Origin of the sequence: Aneurinibacillus danicus (assembly GCF_007991215.1) — a bacterium.
Taxonomy (GTDB): Bacteria; Bacillota; Bacilli; order Aneurinibacillales; family Aneurinibacillaceae; genus Aneurinibacillus; species Aneurinibacillus danicus.
Map to the genome: position 1 here is coordinate 29914 of NZ_BJXX01000103.1, position 20331 is coordinate 50244.

Annotated in this window: 18 protein-coding genes and 1 pseudogene; 9 read left to right on the forward strand and 10 right to left on the reverse strand. The window is 45.6% G+C overall.

Annotated features, from left to right (window positions below; genetic code table 11):
• Positions 1-43: 43 nt before the first annotated feature.
• Entirely contained in the window at positions 44-943 is a 900-nt protein-coding gene (locus ADA01nite_RS11775) for a DUF4349 domain-containing protein (protein ID WP_146810163.1), read from the reverse strand.
• 125 nt (positions 944-1068) lie between these two features.
• Positions 1069-1881, reverse strand: coding sequence for a creatininase family protein (locus ADA01nite_RS11780; RefSeq protein ID WP_146810164.1), 813 nt, complete (start codon positions 1879-1881; stop codon positions 1069-1071).
• A 103-nt stretch (positions 1882-1984) separates the two neighbouring features.
• Here ADA01nite_RS11780 and ADA01nite_RS11785 point away from each other — a divergent pair, with 103 nt between their 5' ends.
• Both ADA01nite_RS11785 and ADA01nite_RS11790 read left to right on the forward strand, forming a co-directional pair.
• Positions 1985-2257, forward strand: coding sequence for a superoxide dismutase family protein (locus ADA01nite_RS11785; protein ID WP_146810165.1), 273 nt, complete (start codon positions 1985-1987; stop codon positions 2255-2257).
• A 632-nt stretch (positions 2258-2889) separates the two neighbouring features.
• Positions 2890-4131, forward strand: a complete 1242-nt coding sequence (locus tag ADA01nite_RS11790; protein ID WP_146810166.1) for an esterase/lipase family protein — start codon at positions 2890-2892, stop codon at positions 4129-4131.
• A gap of 253 nt (positions 4132-4384) precedes the next feature.
• Here the strand turns inward: ADA01nite_RS11790 and ADA01nite_RS11795 are convergent, their stop codons facing one another.
• Both ADA01nite_RS11795 and ADA01nite_RS11800 read right to left on the reverse strand, forming a co-directional pair.
• Positions 4385-4831 carry a disulfide oxidoreductase gene (locus tag ADA01nite_RS11795; protein WP_371863555.1) on the reverse strand — a complete coding sequence of 149 codons (447 nt, stop codon included), beginning with the start codon at positions 4829-4831 and terminating at the stop codon, positions 4385-4387.
• Positions 4828-5574, reverse strand: coding sequence for a DsbA family protein (locus ADA01nite_RS11800; RefSeq protein WP_146810167.1), 747 nt, complete (start codon positions 5572-5574; stop codon positions 4828-4830). The genes ADA01nite_RS11795 and ADA01nite_RS11800 overlap by 4 nt, the downstream gene beginning before the upstream one ends.
• A 471-nt stretch (positions 5575-6045) precedes the next feature.
• On the opposite strand from ADA01nite_RS11800, the gene ADA01nite_RS11805 reads away from it, so the two are divergent.
• On the forward strand, positions 6046-6693 hold the full coding sequence (locus tag ADA01nite_RS11805) for a nitroreductase family protein (protein WP_146810168.1): 648 nt from the start codon (positions 6046-6048) through the stop codon (positions 6691-6693).
• A 198-nt stretch (positions 6694-6891) separates the two neighbouring features.
• Here the strand turns inward: ADA01nite_RS11805 and ADA01nite_RS11810 are convergent, their stop codons facing one another.
• The 4 genes from ADA01nite_RS11810 to ADA01nite_RS11825 form a co-directional block, all read right to left on the reverse strand.
• Complete coding sequence (locus tag ADA01nite_RS11810) at positions 6892-7662, reverse strand: class I SAM-dependent methyltransferase (protein WP_246147312.1); 771 nt, start codon at positions 7660-7662, stop codon at positions 6892-6894.
• A gap of 262 nt (positions 7663-7924) precedes the next feature.
• Positions 7925-8905 carry a DMT family transporter gene (locus ADA01nite_RS11815; RefSeq protein ID WP_170230247.1) on the reverse strand — a complete coding sequence of 327 codons (981 nt, stop codon included), beginning with the start codon at positions 8903-8905 and terminating at the stop codon, positions 7925-7927.
• Between the two features lie 214 nt (positions 8906-9119).
• Entirely contained in the window at positions 9120-11675 is a 2556-nt protein-coding gene (locus ADA01nite_RS11820) for an Ig-like domain-containing domain (protein WP_146810170.1), read from the reverse strand.
• 119 nt (positions 11676-11794) lie between these two features.
• Entirely contained in the window at positions 11795-12358 is a 564-nt protein-coding gene (locus ADA01nite_RS11825) for a helix-turn-helix domain-containing protein (RefSeq protein WP_146810171.1), read from the reverse strand.
• Positions 12359-12489: 131 nt separating this feature from the next.
• On the opposite strand from ADA01nite_RS11825, the gene ADA01nite_RS11830 reads away from it, so the two are divergent.
• The 5 genes from ADA01nite_RS11830 to ADA01nite_RS11850 all read left to right on the forward strand — a co-directional run bounded on the left by ADA01nite_RS11830 (position 12490) and on the right by ADA01nite_RS11850 (position 18973).
• Positions 12490-14007 (forward strand): L-lactate permease, encoded by a 1518-nt coding sequence (locus ADA01nite_RS11830; protein ID WP_146810172.1) that lies wholly within the window; start codon positions 12490-12492, stop codon positions 14005-14007.
• Positions 14008-14097: 90 nt separating this feature from the next.
• Positions 14098-14856, forward strand: a complete 759-nt coding sequence (locus ADA01nite_RS11835; protein ID WP_281286005.1) for an HpcH/HpaI aldolase family protein — start codon at positions 14098-14100, stop codon at positions 14854-14856.
• A gap of 232 nt (positions 14857-15088) precedes the next feature.
• Positions 15089-17458: a glycoside hydrolase family 31 protein gene (locus tag ADA01nite_RS11840; RefSeq protein WP_146810174.1), complete on the forward strand. Its 2370-nt coding sequence runs from the start codon at positions 15089-15091 to the stop codon at positions 17456-17458.
• A 130-nt stretch (positions 17459-17588) separates the two neighbouring features.
• On the forward strand, positions 17589-18422 hold the full coding sequence (thyA, locus tag ADA01nite_RS11845) for a thymidylate synthase (RefSeq protein WP_146810175.1): 834 nt from the start codon (positions 17589-17591) through the stop codon (positions 18420-18422).
• Complete coding sequence (locus tag ADA01nite_RS11850; protein WP_174760606.1) at positions 18422-18973, forward strand: dihydrofolate reductase; 552 nt, start codon at positions 18422-18424, stop codon at positions 18971-18973. The genes thyA and ADA01nite_RS11850 overlap by 1 nt, the downstream gene beginning before the upstream one ends.
• Here ADA01nite_RS11850 and ADA01nite_RS11855 read toward each other — a convergent pair.
• Positions 18954-19220: a hypothetical protein gene (locus ADA01nite_RS11855; protein ID WP_146810177.1), complete on the reverse strand. Its 267-nt coding sequence runs from the start codon at positions 19218-19220 to the stop codon at positions 18954-18956. The genes ADA01nite_RS11850 and ADA01nite_RS11855 overlap by 20 nt on opposite strands.
• A 160-nt stretch (positions 19221-19380) precedes the next feature.
• Between ADA01nite_RS11855 and ADA01nite_RS11860 the strand changes: the two genes are divergently transcribed.
• Positions 19381-19995: a PH domain-containing protein gene (locus tag ADA01nite_RS11860; protein WP_146810178.1), complete on the forward strand. Its 615-nt coding sequence runs from the start codon at positions 19381-19383 to the stop codon at positions 19993-19995.
• Here ADA01nite_RS11860 and ADA01nite_RS11865 read toward each other — a convergent pair.
• A pseudogene (locus ADA01nite_RS11865) lies at positions 19985-20331 on the reverse strand (hypothetical protein); the annotation flags it as partial. The gene ADA01nite_RS11860 and the pseudogene ADA01nite_RS11865 overlap by 11 nt on opposite strands.

Genomic DNA, 20331 nt, shown 5'->3' on the forward strand with positions numbered 1-20331 from the left:
AACAAGCAACCAATACAGAATAGACCGGTTGCTTGTTCTAATTCTACAAAGATTCAGTGTTCTTCTTTTTCCGTCTTTTAAAATAAATAATCCCTGCTACTATGGCGCCTATCACCAGCAGAAGAGGAGAGGTGCCGACGATAAAGACGAAGAGCGTAGCAGCGCCTTCCAGCACAAACTTAATACTCATCATGAACTGCTGCTTTGTTTTGTCCCATGTGCTCACCGGATTGTCGGAGAGGGAAGGAAGAACAGCTTTGCTCTCTTCCATATGAATGGTAACGGTCGCAAAGTCGCTCTGGTTTTTCAAATACTTTATCTTTCCTTTGAGTTGCTCGATTTCCGTTTGTACATTGTTTAAATCTCGGGCAATTTGCAGGAGATCTTCCGTTTTTTGCGCTTTCTTCATAAAACCAAGTAATTGGTTCTCCATTACTTGTTTAGAAGCCAGCCTTGCTTCCAAATCTACATATTCTTCTGTCACATCCCGGCCCTGTATCGTACGGTTTGTTACGTTAACCCCCAGTTTTTCTGCCTGTTCTAAGAAGGTATTGAAATGGGCGGAAGGGATACGGGCGCGAAAATCACCGCGCAGAAGGCTGCTGCCCTCTCCCAGAGTGTATGACTGTGCTTCTACGATATACCCATCCATTTTTTCTACTAAGGCAGTAAGCCCTTTTTGTGCTGTGGCAAAGTCCTTTACGTTTAAAGACAGTTCGGCGTTATACACCATCATGGTGGCAGAGACAGCTTTTGTCTTTTCGGATGAGGGGAAAGGCTTTGCTTCATTCGAGGAAGCGCTCTGCGCGTTATCCGCCTGCCTAATCGGATTCGCGTCTGATACGGCGCTTTCCATCTTTGCATTTTGTGCCCCGCATGCCGCAAGAAAAAGAATAAGAACTAATCCTATTCCTGGCCAGGTTGTCTTTTTTCTTTGTTTCATTTCTTTCCCCCCTTTTGGTTTGTGACTTTTTATTGCTGGGACGACTCTTTTTTATCTATAACTTTACAATAAATGTTAATCACGCGGGCTATTCAAAAAGAAACCGTAACGAAGACGAAAAACGGCTACATCCTTTCCAATATAGCGGCTACCTTTGCGCTAATAAATGGCGGAAGTTCATTGTTCGTATGCTTTTCTAAAGCTAGAGCAGCATCGGCCCACTTCTCCAGAGACTGTATGTATTGTTTTCCTTTTTCTTCGCTGGCTTTAGAAGGCGTTCCCAAATAGCCTTCAATGGCCCCTTTCTCTTTCCATGTACCGGGCTCCCGCATATTTTCGATTGCCCTTTCCGGAAGATAAGGCAGCTTTTCGCTTTTCACCAACTCAGGGTGCAAATGCAGCATCATGGAAGTTTCATATTCCCCGGCATGAATGTCCGGAATAGAAGAAGGTGCTTCTTTCCTTTTGCTTGTGTTTGAGATAGAGAATCCGAACACCCACTGTGCCAGCGGCTCAACGATTTGTATGGCGCATTCTTTTTGGGCGAGCTGTATACCCGCATGAATACAAGCAAGATGAGCCGGAGATGCGTGTGGAGATACAATTACACATTTCGTAAATCCCCATCGTGTGACATTGAGCAACGTTTGATGAATCAGTGCGGCAAACAACGTTTCAGGTAACGAAATGGTTCCGGGGAAGTCAGCGGATTCAACGGCAACACCTAATGGAATAAGAGGAAATATGTATGGCTTTAGGGAAGAGGTTTTCTGCAGTTTCATAGAAGAGCGTCTGCAGGCTTCCTCGGCTATTATACAATCCACTCCTGCGGGCAAATGAGGACCGTGCTCTTCTATCGGAGCAATCGGAAGAAACAGCACACTTTTATCGAATTGAATACGTTCAATCTCTTCCCAGGACATCTTGGCTATATACATATCTTTCACCCTCGCTTATGGAAAAATAAATCCTCTACTCAATTTACCAAATTATTTAACAATACTATATCATTTTTTCTAATGAATCCAGGATAGAGCCACTATGGAAATTGATTTCTATCAGGGGAAGGACGATAAAGTTGCCGTACATAAACATCAAATTAGCCAAAGGACGGCCGCAACGCCGGTTCCAACAGTGGCGACAGCAAGAATTCGCGGGGGACCGCTGGCTCCCGGCATTAAGGGAACGGTGCAGTTTAGCCCGGTCCAGGGAGGCACATGGGTGTCCGTCTATGTGGAAGGACTTCCCCCGTATCAGCCGGCCGGAGATGCAGGCAGACGCCTTGCATGCGGTGTGATTAAGCAAGGATACTAATATCAGCAGGCAGGCATTCCGGTGTGACGATGCTTGCCTGTCTCATATATACCACTCGTTCTTTTGTAAACAAAATTGAGATTATCAGGCGTAGAGAATGAAAAATCAATTTACATACAGAACATACGTTTGCTAAAATAGAAATGAATTCAGCTTAGATTAAACGAAAAAACAAAGGTTTACGAAGGAGGCAGAAAATTATGTTTACTTCAATCGAACATTTTTTGCAGGCCTGGGAATTTGAGATGAAACATGACCTTTCAGGGCTAGCCCCTTTTTACTCCTTCAAATTAAGAATATAAAAAACAATTGACATACATAAAAAGCGTAGCATCGTGTAAAGAATGGCAAACAGGCTGTGGGTTGCTCTGCAGCCTGTTCTATTTATAGCTTTTTTCTTTTTGTAACTCTATAAGATTGGAATTTGATATCATGAAAATATAAGTTTACCATTTTTTACTTGAAAGCAGTCTAAAAATTCATGGAGTCTGTTAATACTACTTGATATGCAGACACTCCTCAGAGTAGTATTTTCAACTCCAAACAATGGGGTGGAATGAGTGTCCTTTTGGCAAAAGATAAAAGAAAGAATAAAAAAATGGCTGCCCGTAGGACAGGAGGAACAAAAGGACATGGAATTTGAACAGCTTGAGTCTGATATCCTTACTCCTGATATGACCGAAAATGAACCTATACTACTCCCTTCTTTAATGACGTCAACCCAAACGAACCTTCCTTATCAGGTGATGGAAAGATACCATGACAGTAAATACTGGGGATGGACAGAACGAATTAGAGGGCATCAGGACCGGTTAACACAAGAGAAATTTATTCTGGAAATTGAGTGTAAGGATGAGGAGATCGTTCGGTATTTTGGATCCTCGCAACCGGCTTCCTATGATGTACTTCTTCATTACTTGCCTGCATCAAAGAAATTACATCAAAATCCGGTTTTGCTTGTCCATGGTGCCGCACATCATGCAAACCTGTCCTGGTGTGAATCTTTGCATCAGGAAAAAGGGCTTCTCTATTCATTATTATCATCAGGAAGAGATGTATTTGCGGTTAGCTTTGCCCATTCCCATGGCGATAACTGGCAGCAAGCAATTCAATTATCGAACATTATTCGACGAATCAAGGAAGTGGTGCAGACAGATAAAATCGATTTGATTGCCCACAGTAAAGGAGGAGTGCCCGCATGGATCTATTTGGCAGGGCTCTGCAGTCCATGGGATGCACAATATCAAGGGGAAGTGGAACGGTATATGATGTTGGGAACACCGAACCGGGGATTAGATTTTCCCTTTCGCCATATCTTCCCTAATTGGTCTGTCATCCAGATGGGGATCAGTGCGCCGATTGCTTGTGATTCCATCCTGTATTATGGACGTTATATAGATACGACGAAGCGAAGTATTTATCGTGATGGTGGTGCGTTTCCGGGTTCCTGTCAGCTCCTGTATCGCTGGGACGATAAATACCCCGTTCAGATGCAATCCAAAACCTTATACTATGGCGGACAAAATATTTTTCTTCATTCCAGGGGCATCGATGCTGCGATTCGGGAAGGAGATCATCTGATGGAGAAGCTACTGTCTTCACCGATTGATAGCCAGATCGAAGTCCATATACTGGCGGGTAATCAACCTTATTTTAATGGCATACGTGGGGAGCAAGATGCGGAAAGCGACGGGCTTGTATTTGTAGATAGTGTCCTTTTTACCGATGGAATCGCTCCTTCCCCCAATCAAGTCAAACGAAAAGATGTTCTGCCTCTTAATCATTTGGAACTGCTTTATCATCCGGATGCGCATCAATGGGTGTTGGACGGATTTTCATTGAGTTATAGTAACCTTGTCAATGAACCCGTATGATTGTGCTTTCTCTGCATCCATAAGCATATAAAGCCGGTCAAGTGGATAGATGATACAGTGAATAGAGAGGGGAAGCACCATGCGAAAAATCGCAGTGTTGACAAGCGGCGGAGATGCCCCGGGTATGAATGCCGCGGTACGTGCGGGATGGGAGTTTGAACGTATTCTTTGGGCGTGACGATCTCTTAACAAATAAGAGGATAAGGATGCAGTAGTATGCTCGCCCTATCCTCTTTTCCATTTCTTTTTATTTTCACCTATCAGTTTCTTCTTTGCGTTTCTTTCCAACCGTCAGCAGTATGGTAATGAGAGAAAAAGCGATCAGTGCCAGGAACGGGATGGTGATGAACCCCAGATAGTTAATGTACTGGCCGCTGCATGGAACGCCTGTCGTACAGGGAAGCACGTTCTGCATGCCCGGCACTTTCTGCTCCAAATAATGAAACAGGGAAATGCCCATTCCAATGATACTTAACGTCCTGGCGTACGGAATGATTGCATGATCGTCCTTGTAAGCGGCCATTCCCAGCAAAATGACGAGCGGATACATGCAGATGCGCTGAAACCAGCACAGCTTGCAGGGCTCGAACCGCATAATTTCGCTGAAATACAGGCTTCCACAGAGCGCGACGAGCGAGACAACCCATGCCAGATAAAGGCTGTACGTGTGAAAGAAAAGGCTGGCTCTATCGCGCATCATTTCCCGGTCTCACCTTTGGCCTTTAGGATTATCTCTTTCAGTGCTCTGTAATCAAATGTATCCTCAGCTGATATCGCTTTTCCGTTGATATAGATTGCAGGGGTACCGTCTACGCCCAATTTTTTGACGATCGCCTCATCCGCCTGGACCTCCTGAGCAAACGTATTGTTTTCGATATCCTTTTTTAACTTAGTATAATCCAACGTAAGATTGGCCTCTCTGGCGATTTGTACGAGAAAATCGGGCGTAGCCCAGTTGGTGCGTTCATCTCCCTGTCTCGCATATACCGCTTCGTAAAACTTCCAGAATTCCTCCGGTTTTTGACGATAAATCGCTTCACCAACCATTGCGGCGGTTTTTGAATCTGCTTCAGGACTAATAATAGGGTAGTTAATGAAATACAGTTGAACTTCTCCTTTGTCTATGAAATCTTTCTTTAGCTGTGGCAGGATGGTTTGGTCGAAATGTTTGCATGCCGGACACTTGAAGTCGGCGAATTCGACAATCTTTACAGGTGCGCTCTCCGATCCGAGGGCCGGTTGTTTTCCGTACTGAAATTCTTTTGCCTCCACTGTTTTTTCTGTTTGCGGTCCGGAAGCAACGCCAAAAGCAATAAGGGCTGCGCAGGCGATCAGCACAAGGGCCAGCGTCCATCCCATCAACCGCCGCGTCTTTTTCGTCTTTTCCATCTCCATTTTTTTCTGCTGTTTTTTTGCTTTTTTTCCCGCGTTCGTTTTTCCCATGATTTCCTCCCGGCTTTGATGTTATGGCTTTACTCTTCAACTATAATCTTCTGTGTCTATTGTAAAAAAAGCAACGAAGGAATTGTACATTTTTATAGTGGATAAGTTTTCATTGCTGGTTCTTAAATTCATTTTGAAAAATTGGATAGATTTTCTTGACAAAATCCTATCATTTTTTTATTATCTAATTAAAAGTAATAAAGTTACGTTTTTCAATTAAAAAATCGACTTCGCGGAATAACTCTTAAGGCTGCTAGCAAATGACCATGGTATTTCAGCCGCAACCCCGACATGAAAATGATGGGAAGGACGGCTGACTTTTGTGGTATGAAGGAAAAGAGAGGAAAGAATGAGGAGAGGATTTTAATGTAGAAAAAGGCGAAGGCCTTTTTCTTCCTTAGATCTTTTTTCCTCCCTCTTCTTCTTTCTTCATGATTTTCACAGAAAAAAGTAGAAACGGAGGAGAAGAAAATGGAACAACAGACCATTGGAAGAAATACGGTGGAAGAAGTAGTCAAAGCGAGAAGGTCGGCAAACAATTTTGATGAAACCGTAAAAATTTCGAGAGAAGAGTTAAAAGAGATGTTTAATCTGGTGAAGTTCGCTCCTTCTGCTTTCAACCTGCAGCATACCCATTATGTCGTAGTCGACGACGAAGAATTGAAGCTGAAAGTGAAGGAAGTGGCGTATCGCCAGCATAAAGTAGGAACGGCCTCGGCCGCGATTATTGTCTTAGGAGATACGCAAGCCTATACGGACGCCGAGCGAATCTATGAAGGTATGCTACAGCTTGGCATGATGGATGAACAGCAATACAAACAAATCATTGCATCGATTTACGCTTCATACGAGGATAGAGAATTCCAAAAAGAAGAGGCGATCCGTAACGCTGCGCTGTCTGCGATGCAGTTTATGCTCATTGCAAAAGACAGAGGCTGGGACACATGCCCGATGATCGGGTTTGACCCGCAGGGAGTAAGGGAGTTGCTGCAAATCCCGGAACGATTTATTCCTGTGATGATGATTACCATCGGAAAAGAGAAAACGAACAATCCCAGACCCCGTGGATATAGAAAGCCGGTCGGAGAGTTTGTTCATTACGGAACCTTTTCTTCCTGAACCTGTATGCAAAACCCCTCACGTCGAGCTGTGAGGGGTTTTCCGGGTTAGTAAGAAAAGCATTTGTAAGTTTTATACCCGGCGCAAGGCTTCTTCGATAGGAATATCCCGGCGAGAATTTCGATTGCACGATTATACGTCTTCCCGCGCATCGGAAAGGTGAGAGCGACCCAAGAGTTTCTACAGCAGGCCATAAGGCTATTCTTTGATCGCTGCTATACGAAGGCGTTTATAATCTGCCGTCCACTTTCCATTACGGTACAAGTGAGGTTTCGCTTTTTGAATGATTTTTTGAAAGATCGTTTCCTTTTGGGCCGGGTTAAAATCATGAAAAAAGTCGTCACTGAAGCTCTCCAGCCAATGCGTCAGTCCGCGCTCACCATCGTGAAGAGGGGTGGGGCGAGCAAAATGAACCGCATACCGTACATGAAAGCCCTGTTGCTCAAGAAGCATGCTGTATTCTCCTATGCTCGGGAAATACCAGGGATTTCGCTCTGCGGCTGATATGCCGTATTCCGAAAGAACCTCTGTAATACTGTCGATTATGATTTGTACATTTCCTTTGCCGCCGAATTCAGCTACAAAACGGCCGCCGGGTTTTAGCAAATGCCATACGGAAGCAATCACGTCTTCCGGCTGCTTCATCCAATGCAGTGCCGCGTTCGAAAAGGCGGCATCAAATACTTGATCTGTATGAAAGGTGCTTGCATCTGCAACAATGAAGGACAGATCGGGGTATTTCTGTCTGGCTTTTTCAATCATGGACGAGGATAAATCGATACCGAGCGGGAGTGCACCTGCATCGGCAATTTCTCTGGTCAGATCACCTGTTCCGCATCCGATGTCGAGAATGTGCTCCCCTTCTTGCGGATTTAACAAGCGGACAACCTCTTTTCCATACTCGGATACGAATGAAATCTTGTCGTCGTACAAATCGGCGTTCCATGTATTTATAGAGTTTTTATTCACACCTGCTCACTCCTTATGGTTCACGTAATAACTCTCTCTTCCTTCTTTTTATCACTTTTTTGACGATAAGAGAAATATATAATTCCTAATTATTTGATAGGATTTTCCTATATCTACTGTTTATTCATCTTTCCTTTATGAACAGATGATAATAGAGAGGAAGACAAAAAATCCTTAGGTCAACCGCTGACCTAAGGGTTTCTGATAGTAAAATTGAAATCATTCCCTCGTTCTTTTCTCCTTTTTCTTCGGACCGCAAAAGTCAGCCGTGCTTCCTTTCATTTTCACGGCAGGGCTTGTGGCCAATTGGCCATGATGGTTTTGTTAGATTTATCGCCCGTTTCTGCTTTATATTGGAGCGCATCTCTTCGAAGGCCCCTGAGCCAAGGAGTACACCGAATAAAATAAAGATAAAGCCAAGAATTTGTTCCATGACGATTCTTTCGCCCAGGAAAATAGCTGCTCCTACCAAAGAGAAAAAAGGACTTAAATTCAAGAAAATGGCAGACTCCGCCGCGCCAACATTTCCGATGGCCTGATTGTAGATCATATGGCCGATAGCCGTGGCAATGATGGCGGATGCAAAGAAGATAACCCACATTCCAATAGATCCGTGTGCCATACTCTTTATACCGCCGGGCTCAAGGAATAAGCCAAGAATGAACAAGAAGACCGATCCTATCACTAGCATATATCCGGTCATCAGTCTTGGATCCAGGGTACTGGACGCCTTTCTAATCAAAATAAAGCTGATTGCTTGAGCAAAAACGGAGACAAACACATTCACATCCCCCATTGAAATACCGTTTATGCCGCTGTTGCCTTTCAGCACAATAAACGATACGCCGGTAATCCCTAAAAGAATCCCGATGACACGCATAACCGAAAATCGGTTCCCTAAAAAAAGCGCCGCTAAGATTGCGGTCAGAAGCGGCCCCATTCCTAAAATCAGTCCGCCGTTGGAGGCGGATGTTTTCGTAAGTCCAACAGATAGAAAATAATGGTGGGCCACTACATTCAACAGCCCGCCAAAAAAGATATAACGAAATTCCGTCTTTGTCAGCATGCGTACCTTCTTAAAACAAAAAAGGATGATAAATACGCTTACGCCTGCGGCAAAGATGCGAAAAGCCGTCATGGTCACCGGCATGAAGTTGGTCACCAGAACCTTTACAGCCGTGACGTTAAATCCCCATACGATCATTGTGCAAAATAAAATCAGGTATACTCTGTATTTGCTCAATCTGTCCACCCCTTCCCTGGATCGTGCATCATACGATAAAAAAGGAAGAGAATCTTGATGATTCATCCTTCTTTTTGGTTATTATCTTACCATATTTTTATGAAACTTCCTGCTTTTTATCTGTTCGAATATTCGTTGGGCGCTTTTGTGGATACAATGATTACCGGATAAGAATAAGGGGAATATTTTTACTGGAATCATGTAGATTTTTCTATCATTCTGGTGGCGGCACCTCATACTGCGCTTTTTCAATGATTGCATAAACCAGTCTGCGATAGGCGTTCTGCACTTCCTGTTCGCTGGCGTTCTCTTTGGCGAGCACGGCCTCTGCCTGTGCAATGGCTGCAGCGAATGTATCGGATAGTCCCGGCGGATATTGATAAGGATTTTCCTTAATCTCTTGCCATGCGGACCTGGCGATGCGAAGTTCCATGATCAGGTTCCATTTGTCGGCCGGAAGCCCATGCTGGCGGGTATAGAATTCAGCTTGCGCGGTTTGAAGGGAGTGGATGGCTCCATCTGTCTCTCCCCGTCCCGCCTGTTTGCTGGTGGCTGTCTGCTTTGCACGTTCGACGGCTTGACGCAGCGCTTCAATGGCTTCTGCCGGAAATTCCCCTTCTGTGTCTCCTGCACGGGATGCGGAGAGTTCTGCTTCGGCATGACGTATGGTTTCATTCAGCCATAGGTAATCCGATGGAGCCGCTTCCGCTTTTCGATAGCGGGACAACGCTTCTTTAAGTATTGCATCAGTCGTACCGGAAAGAGCGTAAGGCGAGGAACCCCACTTGTTGATGTCTTCCCCTTCTTCACTTTCAACTTGAACGTTGAAATGAATACCTTCTACCGGTTTGGCCACTATTGCATCGTCCAGTATACCGAAGGTTTCCCTGGGTAAGAGAAGTGTCATGCGCGTCCCGGTCTTATCTTGATCTGTCAGAACACCGTCGTTATCGCTATCAAAGCGGACGGAACGTGCCAGCACTTTTGCGGTGGGTGGAAGCGGCTGACCGGCAATCCAATAATGTACGCGCGCCCGAGCATCGGCGGAGAGAATCGTATTGAACTGCAGGACGACCACATCCTCATCCGCTTCCGGTGTTTTGTCGGCATTCACGTTATCGATGGCGATTCCCCAGGCTAACGCAGGAGGCTCAGTATGCTTGTGTGGTAAAAGCAGGGACGGGCGAATGTCAATGGTGCGTCTGAGAATGTCGGCTTGATTGCCTGCATCGTCCGAGAGATTTCGAACCGCCAGCTCCCATCGGCCAGGTGCTAAAGCGACTTCATTAGGAAGTGTCAGTGTGTAAGTTGTATCGTCTCTGGCTGTAAGAAATCCGGTAACGAAAGCAGGGATGTGTTTTCCAGTTTTTCGCGACACGAATTCGAAGGCAGGGGACGGTACAGCCGACTCACCGTTCGAAGGTGTAAGATGCCGGGTAGCCCCCGGGATCTGTACGGGTTCGTCGAATGTGACGGTCAGGGTTTCACGGTCAGACACAGCCGTATACGTAGCTTCCGTTTTCACGATGCGGGGTGGGCGCGTATCGGTAGGAAGCCGAAACTCACGCACAATATCGGTTTGATTGGTGGCAGTGCTTCCCGCATCTTTCGCTTTTCCTTTCAACAGCGTAATCCGTACGCGGTCATATCCTGGCGCACCATATTCCGGTCCACCGTTTTTGGTCTGCAGGATGTCTGTCCAGTCTTTCTTCATATGCAAATAGTAAGTCGTGAAACCGTCGTATTCAAGTGCCACATCTTCATTCAAGCGCACATGTTTTGTCGTCCATTTTGGCTTGCCGTTTTCGTCCCAACCGTCCTGGCGTTCGAAACGGATGGCGTCAGCGCCGAGCGGAAGGCCAAAGCCATATACCGACACTGTTTCGGAAGGAAAGCGAAGCACGAATTGCTCCGGAGATTGCATGTGAATCTGAGGTACGGGCTCTACCGGCTTCGGAGAACGAAATTCGATTCTAACGTTGTGCAGCCGTTTTCCACTTCTCTGTCCTGCATAATCGGCAACCCCGAATCCCTCCAGCCGGTTCGTCTCACCCGAAGGGGAATAGAGTGAACGGGCTCCCTGGTTTAATTCCAGCATGGCGAAGCGGCGAAAATCGCCGAAGAGCCGGCTTTTCGCCGTCTCCGGCTTCACAGAAACCAGGCGCGCGTATATGTCATGCCCATTCAATCTCCAGAACTCGAATCCGCTGCTGCGCGGGCCGGTATACACCGGCTCATCGAATTCAAGAAGGAACGAACCGCTTCCCGTTTGCCGCATGTTTTTAAGCGCAGGAAGCTTGGCGTCTTTTAGGACAAAGGCTGCATAGCTGGTCGCAAAAATTGGCTTCTGCCGTAAATCACGAATTTCCACGGTGACAAGCGCGGCTTCCTCCAGAGGCTGTTCCTGCCCGAATCCCAGACGAAGCACACGGGAATTTTCTCTGGCGATATGCCGTACCGGGATGCTTTTACCACGGCTTGTTACTTGTAGAAGAATGTCCTTGTCAAGCCAGGCCTGACGTAGAGCTTCGAAATCGAAAGGGCGGGCAAACGTAACATAAATATCGCTTGCGCGGTCGGAAGCAGCTTGCGTGATAGGTATCCCTTTCTTCTCGGCCTTAGTAAAGAAAGTCGGTAGCTCGGGCGAGGAAGTCGTATGTTCGGGCTGAATAATAGGTGAGGCGAAGGCTTGTACTGGAACTGGCGCTAGCAATCCAAACAGAAAAAGAACGATAGTGAGACATTGGAAAAAGAAAACAGAGCGGTGCATACAATCCCCCTTGGACATCATTATTTGTTCTTATTGTAAAAAGAAAAAAGAGAATGAAAATGATTCCTTTTCACTCTCTTACTTGTTTAGATATGTTCATCTGTGTATTTAGTAGTATCTTATAAGCTTTTTGCATCGTGCGAGTCGATGATCAGGTAATACCGGCATTCTTCTGTTCCCGTATTGATAAATTGGTGTTCCACATCGGCTTCGAAATAAAGGGAGTCTCCTTCTTGTAAATCGTACTCCGTAAGGTCTTTGCCCAATATCACGCGCAGCGCCCCATTCGCAACCGTGATATATTCTTTCACGCCTCGTTTATGAGGGGGAAAGACTCCGGATTCCTGTCCCGGCGGAATGACATTCAATATAAATTCAATCCCTCGGGAGGGAAGCGAAGGAGACAGGAGGTAACGGCTGAAACCGGATTGCTCATCTTGATAGACTAATCTCTTATCCTTTGGAATGAAAAGGCTCTCTCGTTTTTCATGCTCGCCTAAAAGTTGTGACAGTGTCATATGAAGAGCTTCCGCTATTTGACAAGCGACCTGGATGGTTGGATTTTTTTCTTCCCGTTCAATTTTCGACAGCATGGAACGGCTGACGCCGCTTCGTTCCGATAATTCCTCCAGTGTCAATCTTTGTTCTTTTCTGGCATTTTTTACGTTTTTTCCAAAATTCATTCATATCCCAGCCTCTTTATTTCCTCTATAGAAGAAAAAATTCTTGATTTTTACGAGTTATATTCTCTATAATGAACACATATCTACTATAGTATATTTTTTTCTACATATCAACAATGAGGGGGAGACTAATGACAATTCTGCTGGCTCTGTTTCCGATTTTGGTCATTTTCTTGCTGTTGTTTATTCTCAAGCAATCTTCCGTGCGGGCAGGGTTCGGTGCGTATGGGATCGCTATTTTGATTGCGTCTATCACGCCCCGGTTTCATCTGGAAACGGCGCAACTCTTTCATTCGTCTATCAAGGGGGCGCTTATCTCTTCGATTGTCGCCTATGTCCTTCTTTTCGGCATTTTTTTGTTTCATTTGATGAATGAAGAAGGGCTTATAAAAGTCATCGCTTCTTTTATCGCCCACTCTACACCGGACCCTGTACGCCAGGTTTTGCTGCTGGTGGTTGCTTTTTCCCCTTTAGTAGAATCGGTGAGCGGTTTTGGTATTGCCATCATCGTTGTGGCCCCGATTTTGATTGAACTTGGATTTTCCCGTTATAAAGCCACGCTCCTATCCTTGGTAGGTTTAAGTGCCGTTCCCTGGGGAGCGCTGGCAACGGGAACGGTCATCGGATCAAATCTGGGTGGCATTCCTTTGCAAACGCTGGGCTCTGGAAGCGCGATTTTGACCGCTCCCACGTTTCTCTATTTCGCTCTGGTGGCCGTTTATCTTGCAGGAGGAAGGGAAGGTCTTAAAAAAAGAGGGGGAGAGACGATAATAGTTTCAGGATCCCTGGCCGCTTCGGTTTGGTTATTTAACGCCTATATCAGCGTGGAATTGGCTGGCGTGCTGGGAGCGCTCGTCGCAATGGGCGTGGAGCTATTGTTTATTCGCTTTTCTATGAAACGGGCCAAAACAGCATCTCCCTCATTATCCCGGATGACTTCTTCCGCTGCATCCGATCGGGTCCATCGCATCGGAAGCGCGATGCTGCCGTATTTGTTTTTAACGGGATTGTTATTTCTATCCCGATTGATTCCGCCGGTAGAGCGTTTCCTTACATCTCATATGGTTCTTGATTTAGCTGAGTATTCGTTTCAACTGCCGATCTTGTATTCGCCGGGCTTTTCTATCCTCATTACCTGCATTTTTACGATTTTCGTGTTCGGCATTAAAAAGAAGGTTATTTGCAAATCAATCAGGCTAACTATAAAGCAATGGTTTCCGGTCACGTTTTCTACGTTTGCGTTCGTCGCTATGGCAGAGATTATGTCGCAGGCGGGAATGACGGCCATGCTTGCCCAGGCAGCGGCCGCAGCGTTTGGTTCTGCCCTCATGGTCATTTCTCCCATCATTGGAGGTATCGGGGGATTTCTTACGGGGAGCAATACGGGATCCAATGCGATGTTCATTAATCTCCAGGTGCAAGCGGCTCATCACTCCGGGTTCTCTGCAGAGTTGTTTGGTTATGCACAGAATACGAGTGCGTCCCATATGACGATGGCGTCGCCCTCCCGTGTGCTGTTGGGCGTGTCGGTCTCAGGTATTCATACAGCAGAAAATAAGATATTGCGAAAAATCTTTTTGATTGCGACAGTATCTTTGCTGTTAGTAATGATTGCAATGATAGCGCTTGAATTTTCTTTATTACACTAATTTTCTGTTATATAATTATTTAGGTATGAAGAGTTACGATCAGAGATATAGCAAGATAAAAAGCTGATGTTGTGTGGAAGGATGAGTAGCATGTTGAAAAAGGCAATAAAGAGCGAAGCAGATATACTAGGTATTTGGCAAAGGATTCCGTCTCCCATGGTTTCTGAAATCCTCTCCTTAGCGTCTATCGATTTTGTTGCAATCGATATGGAGCACGGACCGATTGATATCGCTGACTTGCGGGCAATGGTACCTGTGTATAAAAAATCTGGTACGCCCGTCATTCTTCGGGTTGCCTCCTCTGACTTTCCGTTTATTTCAAAGGTGCTGGACATAGGCGTAGACGGAGTCATGCTGCCGAGGGTGCATACGGCAGACGAAGCCAAGCGCATCGCAGAGGCGTCAAAATTCGCTCCGCTCGGTCTACGCGGGGTTGGCGGACCTTGCGCTGCCGACGAGTATGGTAATGTTGATATACATACGTTTATCGAAAGCGAAAACGAGCGTGTACTTACCATTGTGCAGATTGAGACAGAGCAGGCCGTCGAGAATTTGAACGAAATATTGGATGTAGAAGGAATTGACCTCTTTTATATTGGCCCCTTTGATTTGTCTCAAGCGCTTGGCGTAACAGGGATGGTTGACCATCCGCTAGTAGTGGAAACCATACAGAGGGTCATCGATAAAGCAAAGGAAAAAGGGAAAACGATTGGGATGCATGGCGCTAGCCCGGATTTTATCAAATTCTGGCGGGAGCGCGGTGTTCACTTTTTTACATATGGCGTGGACAGCGTGCTTTTTAAGCAAGGAGTTGAGAATGCGTATAAGCCTGTACGCCTGAGGGATTAACAGGGATAACACCACGGTTATGACCACTGTTCTTAAAAGCGAAGGAAATATAAGCAAGCAGCGGCACGGAATAAGAATCTGTGTCGCTTTTTTCTTTTGCTTTATCTATTCGTCGGAGGTTGCGTTAAAAGCAAAGTAGATACATGGCAAAGCAATACTGTTAATATCCTATATCAATCGGGCACAAACTACCGGAGAGAACCAACCGATCCAGAAATGGAGGAGAGCGCAGATGGAAGATACCAGTTTCGCCATCCATCCGGAAAAGGAAAAGAAGGAAAGAACGGACGTATGGCATGACATAGGGAATATGCAGACTTTTACTCAAGTTGACGCTGTCTACAAATTTGTTTGTGATAATGGATATGTGAACATAAGATTCTATCGGAGCGATATCGTTCGTATTGTGATGCATCCCTTCTATGAACCTACAATGGAGACGAGTTTTGCGCTGGTAAAAGAGCCGGAAAATGTGAGAGTAAAAGCGGGCGGGAAGCAAGAGGAAGTCGAATTGCGAAGCGATACGCTATCCGTACAGATAAAGCGTCATCCGTTTCGCATAGCCGTTTATGATAGGAACGGACGTCTGCTGGTAAGCGAAGGAAGACGGGGGATGACGTATACCGCCAGGGGACAAATTATGTGCGTAAAGGATATGCGCGCAACTGACCATTTCTACGGTTTTGGTGAAAAAACAAGCTATTTGGACAAACGCGGAGAGAAAATGACCATGTGGAACAGCGATGTATTTGCGCCGCACAATCCGGAAACGGACCCGTTGTATCAATCCATTCCCTATTTTATGACCATTCGCGAAGGGTATGCGCACGGAATTTTCTTCGACAATACATTTAAAACCGTGTTTGATATGAAATCGGCAAACGATACGTATTCTTTCTGGGCTGAAGGCGGGGAGCTGGATTATTATGTACTGGCTGGCCCTACGCCAAAAGATGTGCTGGAACAGTATACGACATTAACGGGGCGAATGGAGCTGCCCCCCAAATGGGCAATCGGCTATCATCAATCCCGGTACAGCTACCAGAACGAGGCAGAAGTTCGTGATCTTGTAGAGCACTTTCAAAGGAAGAACATTCCACTGGACGCCATTCATTTAGATATTCACCATATGGACGGATACCGGGTCTTTACGTTCGACCGGACCCGCTTTCCGCATCCGCAGCGGCTGCTTCAGGATTTAGAAGAGGCCGGCATTCATGCGGTGCCGATTGTCGATCCGGGTGTAAAAAAAGATCCGGAATATCCGGTTTATCAGGAAGGGATTCGTCAAAATTGTTTTTGCAGATACGTAGAAGGCGCGATGTATTTCGGTGACGTATGGCCCGGCAGCAGCGCGTTTCCGGACTTTACAAGCCGTAGTGTCCGTTCATGGTGGGGGGAGAAGCAGAAGTTTTATACCGATATCGGAGTGGAAGGCATTTGGAATGATATGAATGAGCCGGCCGTGTTCAATGAAACGAAAACTATGGACCCCGAAGTCATACATGACAATGACGGCAATCCAAAAACGCACCGTGAATTACATAACGTGTATGGTTTGTTCATGGCGGAAGCTACGTTCCATGGATTGAAAAAGCACCTGCGCGGAAAGCGCCCTTTTGTGCTTACGCGAGCCGGGTATGCGGGTGTGCAGCGGTATGCAGCCGTCTGGACGGGAGACAATCGGAGCTTCTGGGAACATTTGCAGATGATGATGCCGATGTGCATGAATCTTGGTATGTCGGGTGTGGCTTTTTCCGGTTCAGATGTCGGGGGATTTGCCCATGACGCGACCGGGGAGCTGCTTGCCCGCTGGACGCAGGCGGGTGCCTTTACACCGTATTTCCGGAATCACAGCAATCTCGGAACGGTACGCCAGGAGCCATGGGCGTTTAGTGAAGAAATCGAAGAAATTGTAAGGAAATACATTCAACTGCGTTACAAATGGCTGCCCTACCTGTATACGTTATTCCGTGAAGCTTATATGACCGGCGCTCCCGTGATGCGTCCGCTGGTCATGGAATATCCGAACGATACACATACCTGGAACCTATCCGATCAGTTTTTGCTGGGCCCGTATGTTATGATTGCGCCCATCACGACACCGTCGACATTTCATCGGGTCGTATATTTGCCTGAAGGAACCTGGTATGATTACTGGACGGACGAGAAAATCAAAGGCGGCAGACACATTATGGTGGAAGCGGATCTGGCAACTTTGCCGATGTTTATCAAAGAAGGTGCTATCCTTCCTGAAGCGGAAGCGAAATCATCAACAAAGACGCCGGACGATGCAATGACTTTTCATATCTATCCTACAGAAGGGGAGACCGAGTATGCATTTTATGAAGATGACGGGGCGACAATACGCTATCAGGAAGGGCACTATTTGGAACAGCGTATTCGCTGTCGGTTTGCGGAGAATGTCGTTACTATTACGGTGGAAGACACTGTGAACGCCTTTACGCCACCATGGAAAAAAGTCGTATTCACACTGCACCATACCACGCCGGATATGTTGATTACATGGAACGGGAAACGAGTCGTGGACGCATTTTTTGATGCAGACAAGAAACGGGCCGTTTTCGAAGTGGTGCGGTAAACGGGTATCGATTTCGTTGACGAAAGAAAATTGACTTTCGAACATGGTGGAAGAACGGACGACAATACGGTAGGATAATAAAAGCGTACTGTTGTCGAAGCAGGAAATGGACAGAGGTGGGTAAAACAAAATGAGCATAGCAGATCAAATCTACAAGAATTTAGTCAATGATGTAATAGAAAACGGTGATTGGGATAAAGACCAAAACGTTAGAACGAAATGGGCGGACGGTACACCTGCGTATACGAAAAGCGTAATTTCAAAACAAATTACATTTGATAATACCGAAGTGCCCATTTTGACGACAAAGCGAGTCGCCTGGAAATCGGCCATCCATGAACTTCTCTGGTTTTATGTCAAACGGACAAGCGATTGTGCGTACCTGGATGAAAACAACGTAACGATATGGAAAGAGTGGACAAACAAAAACAATAATATAGGCAAAGCCTATGGCTATCAGCTGGGAAAACCAATCATGCTTAAAGGCAAAATAACCAATCAAGTACACAATTTGATTGAGGAATTGAAAAACAACCCCGCTTCCAGAAGACACGTCATCTCTTTATGGAATATTGACGATTTGGATCAAATGGCCTTATACCCCTGCGTATGGAATAACCAGTGGCTGGTTAAACAGGGAAAATTGCATTTGATTGTTCAAGTCCGCTCCAATGATCTGGCGTTGGGAAATCCATTCAATGTGTTCCAGTATTACGTGCTGCAAAGAATGGTGGCCCAGGTGACGGGATATGAGCTGGGAACACTAACCTTTAATATTAACGACTTACATATTTACGAACGACATATCGAGCCGTTGCAGGAGCAAATCCAGCGTGAGCCATATCCTGCACCTGAACTCTGGATTAATCCGAACATCAAAAACTTTGATGATTTTACGATTGACGATTTCAATTTGGTAAATTATCAGCACCATCCTGCTATTAAAATGGAGGTGGCGATTTGATGCTTTCCATGATTCTCGCCATGGATAAAGAGAGAGGAATCGGCAAAGAGAACAAGCTGTTATGGCATATTCCAGAGGATCTTCAGTACTTTAAAAAGCTCACAAGCAGTCGAACCGTCATCATGGGAAGGAAAACCTTTGAATCGATTGGAAAGCCGCTTCCTAACAGAACAAACATTATTTTGACAAGGAATACGTCTTACAAGGCGGAAGGCTGCCTTATGTATCATTCTATAGATGACATCTTATCAGAAATTGTAGAGCCGGGAGGGAAGAGAGAAACTTTCATTATCGGTGGCGAAGAAGTATACCGCCTATTTCTGCCGCATGCAGACAGGCTCTATGTTACGCAGGTGAATGCCGTTTTTGATGCGGATACTTTCTTTCCGGAAATTTCAAAAGAAGAATGGGAACGCACTTCTAAGAAAAAGGGATCACGGGACACACCATACGAATATTACTTCGAGGTGTATGAACGGAAAGGAAGACGGTATGAATCAGCTGATACAGGACAGCACAATAAAAGAAGTACTACTGAATACGTTTGTTGATGTCATGGAGTTCGCGTAATAATTGCTCGACTTCCGTTTCATTCAGGCGTACGGGGAGCTGGTCGTTTACGGTCATCGTATAGGAACCGTGGCTCTCCTTCGTTTTCACAAGATGGTTATAAATGGCCCGGAGTTGACTGGCTTTTAACACGGATTGAGTCGGAATGTTTTTGACGCTTGTTAAGACGAATTCATTGGCGTCTTGATCAAACTCGCCGGAGAAAATAGTACCTTCTATATGGTGCATTTCATGCTCCTCCTTTTTGTGTCAAATATGTGTTAACACAGTGAAGCCTTGTCTTTTCTAAGGTACCCATTGCCATTTTTGGATATTCATCCATTCTTATTCGTGTTATGATGGTATTGAAGTAACTGGGATTTAATTGAAAAAGGGGAGGAATACGACGATGTTTGGAAAAGTAGCGGCTGATATGCTTGGACTTAGCGATGTGGGGACGGTCATCAAACCGGAAAACTACGACAAAGCCGATGCCGATGACTATGTTATGCGTGAAGACAACGAGAAAATATATTTTCTAATCAAATCAAAATCAGATGAATATTGCTTTACGAACAAAGCTTTGATTCATCTCGATGGAACGAGTGCGACAAGCAAAAAGCGCACGCTTCGCCGCTATCCGTATTATACTTATAAAATTTCGGATGTTGTGCTTGAAACGGCCGGTACGGTCGATCTGGATGTTGAAATCAAATTCAACATCGGATCGCAACCTTATTCGATCGATGTACACAAGAAGCATCTCGAAGAGCTGAAGGACTTGTACAAAGCGCTTCTGATGATTGCCGAGATTTCACACGAAAATGAAGTGGCTTTAGGGTTTGCAAGGCAAAGTCTTGATTTGGCTTCTACTACCTTAACCCGGGTGGCAAGTACGGAAAACAATTTGGTCGACCAATTTAAAGGGCTGAACCAGGCGGCTTTCTCCTGGCTGGTTGATAGCAGAGAAAAATATACGGTGAAGGATTTCGGCCCTGTATTTGAGCGGTATATTAACAACTGAATAAAACAAAGTTGAGATAAGCCAGACACCGTTTCGCTGTAGCCCTGGGAGCGGTCAGAACAGGAACGGAAGGATGAATCTGCCCGGCTACATGTTCCATGCTATATTGGGAGAGTACAATGACATCAACCTTCCCGTCGATTTGGTGTACCATCTCCCGCACTCTTTTATCATGCTCCTCTTGCTTTCCCTGGAAGAGAAGATGAATAAGGCCCGGATCTACTAATGACTCTACCTGAACATCCGGCTTTTTTTCTCTTAAATAGCTAAGCAGGGCAATGGGTGTTTCTCTAACGGTAGAAATCAATCCGATTCGCTTGGTTTCTTGTTGTATAA

Excerpts from the sequence above, each read along its gene's own strand:
- ADA01nite_RS11775 (WP_146810163.1), bottom strand. The coding sequence starts at position 943 with ATGAAACAAAGAAAAAAGACAACCTGGCCAGGAATAGGATTAGTTCTT.
- ADA01nite_RS11780 (WP_146810164.1), bottom strand. The coding sequence starts at position 1,881 with ATGTATATAGCCAAGATGTCCTGGGAAGAGATTGAACGTATTCAATTC.
- ADA01nite_RS11785 (WP_146810165.1), top strand. The coding sequence starts at position 1,985 with ATGGAAATTGATTTCTATCAGGGGAAGGACGATAAAGTTGCCGTACAT.
- ADA01nite_RS11790 (WP_146810166.1), top strand. The coding sequence starts at position 2,890 with ATGGAATTTGAACAGCTTGAGTCTGATATCCTTACTCCTGATATGACC.
- ADA01nite_RS11795 (WP_371863555.1), bottom strand. The coding sequence starts at position 4,831 with ATGATGCGCGATAGAGCCAGCCTTTTCTTTCACACGTACAGCCTTTAT.
- ADA01nite_RS11800 (WP_146810167.1), bottom strand. The coding sequence starts at position 5,574 with ATGGGAAAAACGAACGCGGGAAAAAAAGCAAAAAAACAGCAGAAAAAA.
- ADA01nite_RS11805 (WP_146810168.1), top strand. The coding sequence starts at position 6,046 with ATGGAACAACAGACCATTGGAAGAAATACGGTGGAAGAAGTAGTCAAA.
- ADA01nite_RS11820 (WP_146810170.1), bottom strand. The coding sequence starts at position 11,675 with ATGCACCGCTCTGTTTTCTTTTTCCAATGTCTCACTATCGTTCTTTTT.
- ADA01nite_RS11825 (WP_146810171.1), bottom strand. The coding sequence starts at position 12,358 with ATGAATTTTGGAAAAAACGTAAAAAATGCCAGAAAAGAACAAAGATTG.
- ADA01nite_RS11830 (WP_146810172.1), top strand. The coding sequence starts at position 12,490 with ATGACAATTCTGCTGGCTCTGTTTCCGATTTTGGTCATTTTCTTGCTG.
- ADA01nite_RS11835 (WP_281286005.1), top strand. The coding sequence starts at position 14,098 with ATGTTGAAAAAGGCAATAAAGAGCGAAGCAGATATACTAGGTATTTGG.
- ADA01nite_RS11840 (WP_146810174.1), top strand. The coding sequence starts at position 15,089 with ATGGAAGATACCAGTTTCGCCATCCATCCGGAAAAGGAAAAGAAGGAA.
- thyA (WP_146810175.1), top strand. The coding sequence starts at position 17,589 with ATGAGCATAGCAGATCAAATCTACAAGAATTTAGTCAATGATGTAATA.
- ADA01nite_RS11850 (WP_174760606.1), top strand. The coding sequence starts at position 18,422 with ATGCTTTCCATGATTCTCGCCATGGATAAAGAGAGAGGAATCGGCAAA.
- ADA01nite_RS11855 (WP_146810177.1), bottom strand. The coding sequence starts at position 19,220 with ATGCACCATATAGAAGGTACTATTTTCTCCGGCGAGTTTGATCAAGAC.
- ADA01nite_RS11860 (WP_146810178.1), top strand. The coding sequence starts at position 19,381 with ATGTTTGGAAAAGTAGCGGCTGATATGCTTGGACTTAGCGATGTGGGG.